Source organism: Sphingopyxis sp. (genome assembly GCF_019459305.1).
Classification (GTDB): Bacteria; Pseudomonadota; Alphaproteobacteria; order Sphingomonadales; family Sphingomonadaceae; genus Sphingopyxis.
The window spans coordinates 1-10541 of sequence record NZ_JAIBES010000014.1; the positions used below are offsets into that span (position 1 = coordinate 1).

Genomic DNA, 10541 nt, shown 5'->3' on the forward strand with positions numbered 1-10541 from the left:
TGGTGATGTGGGTTCTCTGGTGGTTGATGTCGCCCGCGCTATAATCGGCGAGGTTGGCGACCTAAGGGGCGCCACGGGCCCTCGCTTTCGGCGGGGATAAAATCGCGCCCGCGACACCCGCGTAACCGATGAACGCCGACGCCAGAAAGTCGGTCCAATAGATACGCGCCGACGGCGTGACGAGGTCGCGCGTCAGCTCCGATGCTGCGCGGATCATCGCCATGTCATCGGCGATTGCCGACTTTGGGATCTTCGTTCCCGACGGAGCGAAAGGTGTCGCGACCCGGTCGGCGGGGGCATTGATCGTCGTCATAACCTGCACTCTTCATCATGGTTTCGTGGCAGCAAAATGGCCAAATGCGGGTCGCCAGCGGCTTAGCGATGCCCTAATGCGTCGCCAGACATATAAGGTTGGCATTTCAGGAAACCAGTATGAGCGGACATTCGGACGGCCCGATCACGATCCACCCGGTGAAGGACAAGAGCGACACGCGCGAGTTCGTCGAGCTGGCGTTTCGGCTCAACCGCGGAGACCCGGCGTGGGTGCCGCCGCTCAAGGGGGAGGTCTATAGCCTGCTCACCCCAGGCAAGAATCCGTGGTTCGAACATGGCAAGGCGCAGCTGTTCCTAGCCCGCCGCAAGGGCCGCACCGTCGGCCGCATCTCGGCGCATATCGACAAATTGGCACTCGCCCAGCCGGCCGAACAGGGAATGGGCCCCGACACTGGCAACTGGGGCCTGCTCGAGGCTGAGGATGAAGAAACCACCCGCGCGCTGATCGTCGCCGCCGAAGATTGGCTGCGCCGTCAGGGCATGCACCGATCGCTCGGCCCGCTGTCGATTTCGGTGTGGGACGAGCCCGGGCTGCTGATCGAAGGTTTCGACAACCGCCCGACGGTGATGATGGGACACAACAGCCCGCTCTATCGCGGGTGGGTCGAAGGCACCGGCTATCGCCCGATAAAGCAGCTGATCAACTATGATGTGTACGTCAAAGAAGGCTTTTCACCGCTGGTGAACCGCATCGTCGCCGCGGGCGAGAAAAATTCTCGCATCCGGGTGCGCAAGGTCGACAAGAAGAATTTCGACGCCGAAGCGGCGCTGATCATGGGACTGCTCAACGACGCCTGGTCGGACAATTGGGGGTTCGTACCGCTGACCGACAGCGAGATCGCTTTTGTCGGCAAAAAGCTGAAAACTATCGTGTTCGAGGATCTGGTCCGCGTTGCAGAACTCGACGGCGAGGCGGTGGCGTTCATCATCGTCCTGCCAAACATCAACGAATTGCTGATCGACATGGACGGGTCGCTGCTCCCCTTCAACTGGGCGCGCTTGCTGTGGTGGCTGCGCAAGCCGAAGAGCCGCACCCTGCGCGTGCCGCTGATGGGGGTCGCCAAAAAGCTGCAAAACAGCCGCATGGCGAGCACCCTCGCCTTCATGATGATCGAACTGATCCGCCGCGACGCAGTGCGCGATTATGGCACCGAGCGCGGCGACATCGGCTGGGTGCTCGACGACAATCAGGGGATGAAGGCGGTCGCCGAGGCGATCGATGCCAAGGTCAACCGGGTGTATCAAATTTACGACAAAATGCTCTGACGGCTGGGACAGCTTTGCGACAAACGCGGGCCATCGTGCGTTTGGGGCATGAAAGGCTTTGTCATGGCAGTCCAATATCTTGCCGCTAACCGCTTTGGCCTCGGTCGCCGCTTTGACGATCTGGCGATCGGCGATCCCAAAATGTGGCTGAGCCGCCAGCTCGGCGACTATGATCCCGCCCCCGCCGCCACAGCGGGGCTTGCCGGGCGCGCCACGATCGCCACTGCCTATGTCGAATATCGCGAAGATCGGCAGGCAATGCGCCGCGCGGCGGCCGAAACCCCGATGAGCGAGGAAGAAAAGGGCATGGACCCCGAACTGCGGCGGCTATCGCGTTCGGCGATTCGCCGCCATTATGTCGAGGCCACCGCGGCGCGCCTGACCGCGGCGATTGCGACTCCGACCCCTTTCCCCGAACGCCTCGTCCATTTCTGGGCTAATCATTTCGCGGTGTCGGCCGACAAGCAGACGGTGATCGGCTTTGTCGGCAATTATGAGAATGAAGCGATCCGGCCGCACATCATGGGAAAGTTTTCCGACCTGCTGGTCGCGGCGGTGAAACATCCCGCGATGCTGCTGTATCTGGATCAGGCGCAGAGCTTCGGCCCGGAGAGTCCCTTCGCGACTCGGGTGCGCAACCGCGGCAACCGCCGGTCACCGGGTCTCAACGAGAATTTGGCGCGCGAGATCTTGGAGCTGCACACGCTAGGGGTGCGGACGGTCTATACCCAGGCCGATGTGACCGCCTTTGCCAAGGCGCTCACCGGTCTGACCGTGGCCGGGCTCGGGCGCGGCGCGGGCCAGCGGCTGATGCCATCCGATGCCGAACCGGGCGCCACGGTGTTTATCGCGCCGCTGCACGAACCCGGCGCGCAAACCTTGCTGGGCCGACGCTATGGCGCCGCCGGGGCGGCGCAGGCCGAAGCGATCCTGCGCGACCTCGCCGTCCATCCCGCCACTGCGCGACATATCGCGACCAAGCTGGCGCGCCATTTCACTGCCGACGACCCGCCCGGAGCGCTAGTTGATCGGCTCGCTGCCGATTTCCTCAAGACCGGCGGCGACCTCGCGTCGCTCTATCGCGCCCTGATCGCCTCACCCGAACCGTGGGTCGCTGCTCCAACGATGTTCAAGTCGCCGTGGGACTGGACGGTATCGATGCTGCGCGCGCTGAAAATCCCGGCGCTCGGCGAAAAACAGAATGTTGCGGCGATGTTCACCCAGCTGGGCCAGCCGATCTGGCGCCCCGGATCACCGGCCGGATATGATGACAAGGTTGCGACCTGGGCCGGATCGGCGGGATTGATGCAGCGCGTCGAACTCGCCAGCCGGATCGCGGCGCGGATCGGCGATCGCGTCGATCCGCGCCAGCTTGCGCCGCTGGTGCTGGCCGACGCGCTGAGCCCCGAAACCGGCCAGGCCATCGCGCGCGCCGACAGTCCCGGCCAGGGCATCGCGATGCTGTTCGCCAGTCCCATGTTTTTGCGGAGATAGACGATGATCCTTTCGCGCCGTTCGATCATCCTGTCCGGGATTACCGTCGCCGCAGCGGGCACCCTCCCCGTCTTTGCCTATGCCGCGGCGGCCACGCCCAGGCGGCTCGTCTTCATCATCCAGCGCGGCGCCGCCGACGGGCTAGCAACGGTGGCGCCGACGGGTGACCCGGCGTTCGCCGCAGCGCGCCGCACGCTGGCCGACGAGACCGCAAGCGGGGCGAAACTCGACACAATGTTCACGCTGCACCCGGCACTGGCGACTACCGCGGGGCTGTATTCGGGCCAGCAGGCGCATTTCGCCCATGCCGTCGCCACCGCCTATCGCGACCGGTCGCATTTCGACGGGCAGAATATGCTCGAGGGCGGCGGATCGCGGCCCTATGGCCGCAGCGACGGTTGGGTGGGGCGGCTGCTGACCTTACTTCCCACTGCCGAGCGCGCCGCGATCGCCATCGCCCCCGCGGTGCCGCTGGCGCTGCGCGGGACGGTACAGGTCGGCACCTATGCACCCAGCCGCCTGCCGCAGGCCGACGGCGACCTGATCGCTGGGCTATCGGCGCTTTATGCCGAAGACCCGCTGCTGCACCCGCTATGGGACAGCGCGGTCAAGACGCAGGAATTGGCAGGCGACATCGGCGGCAACAATGGCCGCAACGGCGCCGATCTCGGCAAGCTCGCCGCGTCGTTGATGCTGCCCGCCGACGGGGCGCGGGTGATGATGGTCGAGACCGGCGGCTGGGATACGCACAGCGGCCAGCGCGGACGGCTGAACGCGCAACTGCGCGGGCTCGACCAGCTGATCGGCGCGCTCCAGTCTGGGCTCGGCCCGGCGTGGAACGACACGCTGGTGATCGTCGCCACCGAATTCGGCCGCACCGTCGAGGTCAATGGAACCGGCGGCACCGACCATGGCACCGCATCGACCGCGATGCTGCTGGGCGGGAGTTTGGCGCTCGGCGGCAAGGTGTCGGCAGACTGGCCCGGGCTGACCCCGGCCGAACGGCTCGATGGCCGCGACCTCAGGCCGACGCGGTCATTGGAAAGCGTGATCGCCGCGGCGGTCGCGCATCATTATGCGCTCGACCCGAAACGGGTGATGACGACGCTGTATCCCGACGCTTAAGCGAGAACCGCCCAGGTCGGGGCATGGTCGCTGGCCTTTTCGCGCCCGCGATGGTCCTTGTCGACCCCGGCGTCGACCAACCGGTCGGCGAGCGCCGGGCTGAGCAGCAGGTGGTCGATGCGAAAGCCATGGTCGCGTTGCCAGCCGCCGGCCTGATAGTCCCAAAAGGTCCAGACTTGGCCGCCGGGATGGCGGCTGCGCAGCGCGTCAGTCCAGCCGTCGCCGAGCAAGCGGAACCACCCATCGCGCGATTCGGGCTGCATCAGCGCGTCGGTCGCCATAACGCGCGCATCCCACACATCGTCGTCGTGCGGGATGACGTTGTAATCGCCGATCAGGATCGTCGGGATTTCGGAGGCGAGGAGGAATTTCGCACGCTCGCGCAGCCGCGCCATCCAGCGTAGCTTGTAATCGAATTTGGGACCGGGCTGCGGGTTGCCATTGGGCAGATAGATCGACGCGACGCGCACCCCGTGAACATCAGCCTCCAGATAGCGCGACTGCTCATCCTCATCCTCGCCCGCGAGGCCGCGCTGCGTCTCGATCGGCTGGGTGCCTTTGGCGAGAATCGCGGCGCCGTTGAAGCCCTTTTGGCCATGATAGAGAAAGCCATAACCCGCCGCCTCGATCTCCTTGGTCGGCATGGTTTCGTCGCTCGATTTCAGTTCCTGCAAACAGGCGACGTCGGGCTGGGTTTCCTCGAGCCATTCGATCAGGCGCGGCAGGCGGGCCTTAATCCCGTTTATATTGAAGGTCGCGACTTTCAGGGTCATAGGCGGGCATCTCTTTCCGTTCGCCCTGAGCTTGTCGAAGGGCTGTTCTTTCCTTCTGCGTAAAAGAAGGACGGTGCTTCGACAAGCTCAGCACGAACGGAAAAGGGTGTCGCCCTAAATCGAGAAGCTGGACCCGCAACCGCAGCCCGAGGCTGCGTTGGGGTTTTCGACCTTGAACGACGATCCGCCCAGCGAATCGACGAAATCGACGATGCAGCCGCGGACCAGATCGATGCTCACCGGATCGACGACCAGCTTTACCCCGTCGGTTTCGGTGACGATGTCATCGCCATCAATGCCTTCAGCCAAGCCAAAACGATAGGTGAAGCCCGAACAGCCGCCGCCATCGACGGCAAGACGGAGCGCCGCTTGCGCTTCGCCCTTGCGGTCGGCAATCCAGCGGACGCGCGCCGCGGCGGCGGGCGACAGGGTGATATCGGAAAGCTGCGTGGCCATAAACGCTAGATAGGCGCTTTGTACCAAATGAAAAGGGCGCCGCGACGGTTACCCCGCCTGGCGCCCTCCTCTCCGACCCAGGAAAGCTCGTCATTATTTCTTATTCGGGACCGCCCATCGCGACATTCTTGCCGGTGATCGCGGCGATTGCCATTTGATCCGACCGCACGAATGGCATCGGATTGACCGGCGCGCCTTCAATGCGGACTTCGTAATGGAGGTGGTTGCCGGTCGAACGGCCCGTCGAACCGACATAGCCGAGCACATCGCCCTTTTTGATCGACTGGCCGGGGACGACGACATAAGACGACATATGGCCGTAGCGCGTCTGGATCGCGTTGCCATGTTCGACTTCGACATAATTGCCGTAGCCGCCAAGGCGCTGGGCGCGGCCGACGATGCCGTCGGCGGTCGCGTAAATCGGGGTGCCGTGCGGCGCGGGAATGTCGATGCCGTTGTGGCGCGCGACCTTGCCGGTAACGGGATGGACGCGCATGCCATAGGAGGACGACAGCGACATCTGGTCGATCGGGCGGCGTGACGGAACTGCGACGCCGATCGAGGCGGTCAGGCCGGTGTCGAGACGCTTCCATGCCTGGAAAATTGCGCGGGCTTCGCTGTCTTCGCCGACTGAGGGAACGCCAGCAGTGAAGCCGTCGTCATCGGGTTCATCGGGAGCGACAATTCCAGCGTCAGCGCTGGTTTCAGCCGCGTGGACAGCCGGAGTGGCTGTTGCGAAACATGCTGCGGCGCAGACGATTGCGACTCGATGCAACTTCTGCGTCAGAAGAGTGTTTATCAAAATACGACCCCGCGTGTGCCATGTCGCCAAAGTCATAAGAAGGCTTTGGCGCCGGTGTTTGTTGGTTTGGATGATTTCTCATCCCCCGCGACGCCTGTGTGCTGCCCCAATGGTTAAGACGCAATAACAGCATAGTATTCTTGCGTTAAACCGGCGTCGTGGCGCGCCGAGTCGTTGAACGGAGCCTTCAGCGGCCCGCGAAACCGCGCTTTTACGAGCGCGTGCCACGTTTCAACGGCGTTGAATCCCCGTTCGTCGCACATCCAGCCAAACCACTCTGTGCCCGCGCGCACATGGCGGATTTCATCGTTGAAAATCCGCGATAAAATCTGCGCCGACGCCTCGTCACCGGCGCCCTGAAAGCGAGCGATCGTCGGCGGGGTAACGTCGAGCCCGCGCGCTTCGAGTACCATCGGCACGATCGCGAGCCGCGCCAGCACGTCGTCTGCGGTGATCTGCGCCGCTTCCCACAATCCGGCATGCGCGGGCAATGCACCATAATGGCTGCCGAGAGCGCGCAGGCGGCGGTCGAGCAGCGCAAAATGCATCGCTTCGTCGGCCGCCACACCGATCCAGTCATCGACAAATTCACGCGGAAATTGGTCGCCGAACCGGCCGATCAGATCGACCGCGAGGTCGATCGCGACAAATTCGATATGGGCGAGAGCGTGGAGCAGTGCGATGCGGCCGCGTTCGGAGCCGCCCTTGCCGCGCCGCGGCATCCGGCCGGGTTCGAGCAGTTCGGGCGCGACCGGCCATGCTGGCTGGTCGGGCATTGGAGTATTGCAGCGATGGTCGAGCCGCCCCTGCCGCCACGCGCGCGCCATACTGCGCGCCGCGCGGCGCTTGTCGTGCGGGTCCGGCGTCAGCAGAACCGCGCGCGCGGCTTCGCCCAGGCTCTGCATTGTCATATTGCCGTTCGTCCTGAGGAGGAGCTGAGCCTTGGCGAAGACCCATCTCGAAGGACAGCAGATCTGCGTCGGCGTCCTTCGAGACGCCATTTCGACAAGCTCAATGGCTCCTCAGGACCAACGGAACGGCACCATGTCCTAGAGCGCCTTCGCGGCCTCCAGCACCGCTTCGGCGTGACCTTTGACGCGCACCTTGCGCCACTCTTTCGCCAGCTTGCCATCGGCACCGAACAGGAAGGTCGAACGTTCGATCCCCATATAGCTGCGGCCATAATTCTGTTTTTCGACCCAGGTGCCGAAGGCCTCGCACATGGCTCCGTCTTCATCGGAAGCGAGGCGGACGGTCAGGCCATATTTTTCGCGGAACTTGCACAGCTTTGTCGGCGCATCGCGCGATATCGCGAGCACTTGCGCATGGAGATGCGCGAATTCCGGGGCGAGGCGCGTGAAATCCTGCGCTTCAACCGTGCAGCCCGGCGTATCGGCCTTGGGGTAGAAATAAACGACTAGCGGCGCGCCTTTCATCGCGGCGAGATCGATCGTCCTCCCTTCGGCGTCGAGAGGTTTCACCGCGGGAATGGCATCGCCCAGTTTCAGACCGCTCATTTTTCACTCTCCTGCTGCGAGCGAATCGCCGCCCACCAGTCGGCAATCTCCTGCCGTGCCGCATCATGCGCGGCAAGCAGTTGCGGCCAGCGGGGTTCGCCGCATCGGCTGGCGACGAGTTGACGCGCCGCCGCCGTCGCGGGTTCCCCGTCGGGCGCGGTCAGCCGCAGCATGACCAGCATCCGCGCGAGTAGGCCGTGCGCTTCGCACACGCCGTCGGGCGCCAGCCCTGCCGCTTTCAGACAGGCGAGCGCCGCGGCAATATTGGGGTCGTGGCATTGGCCGGTGGCCAGCTGGGTCACCTGCATCGCAAATTCCAGATCGACGAGCCCGCCGGGGCCGCCCTTGATGTCGAGCGCGCCCTGCGGCAATTTGTGCGCCGCGATCTTGTCGCGCATTTCGGCGGCATCGGCGGCGAGCTTTGCCCGATCACGCGGGGTCGCGAGCAGTTCGGCGATGATCCGCTCGACCTCGTCGCGCGCCTTGTCCGATCCATAGACCGGCCGCGCGCGGAGCAGCGCCATATGCTCCCACGTCCACGCCTCCTCGCGCTGATAGCGTTCAAAGCTGTCGAGGGTGACAACGAGTGGTCCCTGAGCGCCTTGCGGCCGCAGCCGCGTATCGACGTCATACAGCTTGCCTGCCGCGGTCGGCACCGACATCGCCGCGGTCACCCGCTGGGCAAGGCGGTTGTAATAGGTCGTTGCGCCGAGTGGCCGCGGTCCGTCGGATTCGGCGAGATGGTCGCCGGTGAACAGATAGATGAGGTCGAGGTCCGACGCGTGGGTCAGCGCCCTGCCCCCGAGCCGCCCGAGCGCAAGCACGACCAGCTCGCTGTCGGGAATGCGGCCGTGGGCGGCGACAAATTCGGCGACGGTGGCATCGGCAAGGACACACAGCGCGGCCTCCGCAAGCTCGGAATAGCCAAGCGCGATAGCTAGCGGATCGGTCGCCCCGGCCACCAGCTGAACGCCATAGGCAAAGCGCCGTTCGCCGACATGATCGCGCACCCGGTCGAGCAGCCGTTCATAATCGAGCGTCGCCAGCCCCGGCGCCCATTCCTGCAGCAGCTGAGTCTTGTCCGCGGGCGCGTCGAAGGCACGGCTGTCGATCAGCCCCTCGATCAGCTGCGCCCGCACCCCGAGCGCGTCGGCGAGCGTCGGGGCGAGCGCCAAGACGCGCGTCGCGATGCGCGCCAAGGCTGGTTGTGCCGCGAGCAGATGGAAGAAGTTGATCGCGCTCGGCAGCCCCGCGACGAGCTTGTCGAAGCGCGTCAGCGTCGCGTCGGGATCGGGCGCCGCGCCCAATGCCTTGATCAATTCGGGCAGCATCGTCTCGAGCGCGTCGAGCGCCGCGGGGCTGCGCAGCGCGCGCAATTTGCCGCCGCGCCATTCGGCGATTGTGCGCAAGGCGGCATCGGGCGGATCGAACCCCGCCGCCAGCAGCGCCGCGGCAAGACTGTCATCGTCGCGCGGCAAGCCGGTGGTAACCGCGCGTTCGGCAACCAGCCGGTCGTAGCAGGCGCCGACATCGGCGGTGACGGGTCCGAGCATCGCGAGCAGCGCCGCGCCATCGGCCTTGCCGTCGAGCCACGCAACACCGTCGAGCGCTGCGGGCTGGGTCGGAAGGCAATGCGTCTGCTGGTCCTCGACCATCTGCAAGCGATGTTCGATCCGGCGCAGCGTCGCGTAATGGCCCGACAGACGCGTCGCGACCTCGGGCTCGACCCGGCCCGCCGCGGCGAGTGCCGCCAGCGCATCGACCGTCGCGGGTACACGCAGCGACGGGTCGCGCCCGCCATAGATCAGTTGATGCACCTGCGCGAAAAATTCGATTTCGCGGATGCCGCCGCGTCCGCGTTTCAGGTCATAGCCCGGCCCGAATGCCTGCCCCTGCGCATAATGATCGCGGATGCGGTCGCTCATCGCGCCGATTTCCTTCAGCTGGCGGAAATCGAGGCTGCGGCGCCAGATGAACGGTTGGATCGCGGACAGGAATTGCGCGCCGAGCGCGCGGTCACCCGCCGATGCGCGGCTGCGGATAAACGCCGCCTGTTCCCAAGCCAGGGCTTCCGATTCATAATAGGAGATGGCCGCATCGACCGGCAGGACAATCGGGGTGACCTCGGGATGCGGGCGCAGGCGCAGGTCGACGCGCAGCACATGGCCATCGCCGGTGCGCGCCGACAATATTTCGGTCATGCGCCGCGCGATCCGCACCGCCGCCTCGGTCGGGTCATCGCGCGAGCGGCGCGGCAGCGTGTCGGGATCGAAGATCAGGATCGGATCGATGTCCGACGAATAGTTGAGCTCGTGGCTGCCGAGCTTGCCGAGCGCGATCACCGACAGCCCGCGCGGTTCCTCGTCGGGGGTACGTTCGGCAAAGGCCGCGGCAAGCGCGGCGTCGCACGCCTGATCGGCAAAATCGGACAGCAGCCGGGTGGTGGTCGCGACATCATGCTCGCCCGACAGGTCGCCGAGCGCGAGCAGCAGCGCGATGCGGCCGCGCCACTGGCGCAGCGCGCGCATGATATCGTGGTCGGCTGGCGGCGCAGATACGCCTGCCTGTGCGGCGTCGGTGCCATCGGTCAGGAAGCGCGTAACGTCATCGGGGTTGAGTTCGGCGAGCCGCGCCAGAAACGGTGCGTTGGCGGTCAGGCGGTCGAATGCCGACTGGCGGTCTGAAGCGTCGCGGATGGTCATCGAACGCCGCTATCGCCCGCTCCCAATGAGGTAGCAACCCCCACTTCGTCATTGCGAGCGAAGCGAAGCAATC

General features: G+C 65.2%; 10 protein-coding genes. 3 read left to right on the forward strand and 7 right to left on the reverse strand.

What is annotated here, in order from left to right; all coding sequences use genetic code 11:
- Positions 1–61: 61 nt before the first annotated feature.
- Entirely contained in the window at positions 62–313 is a 252-nt protein-coding gene (locus K0M74_RS01240; protein WP_366932619.1) for a hypothetical protein, read from the reverse strand.
- 119 nt (positions 314–432) lie between these two features.
- Here K0M74_RS01240 and K0M74_RS01245 point away from each other — a divergent pair, with 119 nt between their 5' ends.
- Genes K0M74_RS01245 through K0M74_RS01255 form a run of 3 tightly spaced genes read left to right on the forward strand, consistent with a single transcriptional unit; the run spans position 433 to position 4218 of the window.
- Positions 433–1599 carry an N-acetyltransferase gene (locus tag K0M74_RS01245; RefSeq protein WP_293967108.1) on the forward strand — a complete coding sequence of 389 codons (1167 nt, stop codon included), beginning with the start codon at positions 433–435 and terminating at the stop codon, positions 1597–1599.
- Between the two features lie 48 nt (positions 1600–1647).
- Positions 1648–3093: a DUF1800 domain-containing protein gene (locus K0M74_RS01250; RefSeq protein ID WP_293967110.1), complete on the forward strand. Its 1446-nt coding sequence runs from the start codon at positions 1648–1650 to the stop codon at positions 3091–3093.
- A 3-nt stretch (positions 3094–3096) separates the two neighbouring features.
- The gene (locus tag K0M74_RS01255) at positions 3097–4218 is read left to right on the forward strand and encodes a DUF1501 domain-containing protein (RefSeq protein WP_293967112.1); all 1122 of its coding nucleotides are present in this window, start codon (positions 3097–3099) and stop codon (positions 4216–4218) included.
- Here the strand turns inward: K0M74_RS01255 and xth are convergent.
- The 6 genes from xth to K0M74_RS01285 all read right to left on the reverse strand — a co-directional run bounded on the left by xth (position 4215) and on the right by K0M74_RS01285 (position 10468).
- Positions 4215–4985: an exodeoxyribonuclease III gene (gene xth / locus K0M74_RS01260; protein WP_293967123.1), complete on the reverse strand. Its 771-nt coding sequence runs from the start codon at positions 4983–4985 to the stop codon at positions 4215–4217. The genes K0M74_RS01255 and xth overlap by 4 nt on opposite strands.
- A 120-nt stretch (positions 4986–5105) precedes the next feature.
- Positions 5106–5447, reverse strand: a complete 342-nt coding sequence (gene erpA / locus K0M74_RS01265) for an iron-sulfur cluster insertion protein ErpA (RefSeq protein WP_293967113.1) — start codon at positions 5445–5447, stop codon at positions 5106–5108.
- A gap of 100 nt (positions 5448–5547) precedes the next feature.
- Positions 5548–6222, reverse strand: coding sequence for a M23 family metallopeptidase (locus tag K0M74_RS01270; protein WP_293967115.1), 675 nt, complete (start codon positions 6220–6222; stop codon positions 5548–5550).
- Between the two features lie 140 nt (positions 6223–6362).
- The gene (locus K0M74_RS01275) at positions 6363–7160 is read right to left on the reverse strand and encodes a ferritin-like domain-containing protein (protein WP_293967117.1); all 798 of its coding nucleotides are present in this window, start codon (positions 7158–7160) and stop codon (positions 6363–6365) included.
- A 138-nt stretch (positions 7161–7298) separates the two neighbouring features.
- Positions 7299–7766, reverse strand: coding sequence for a peroxiredoxin (locus K0M74_RS01280; protein WP_293967119.1), 468 nt, complete (start codon positions 7764–7766; stop codon positions 7299–7301).
- The gene (locus K0M74_RS01285; protein WP_293967121.1) at positions 7763–10468 is read right to left on the reverse strand and encodes a bifunctional [glutamine synthetase] adenylyltransferase/[glutamine synthetase]-adenylyl-L-tyrosine phosphorylase; all 2706 of its coding nucleotides are present in this window, start codon (positions 10466–10468) and stop codon (positions 7763–7765) included. The genes K0M74_RS01280 and K0M74_RS01285 overlap by 4 nt, the downstream gene beginning before the upstream one ends.
- Positions 10469–10541 lie beyond the last annotated feature (73 nt).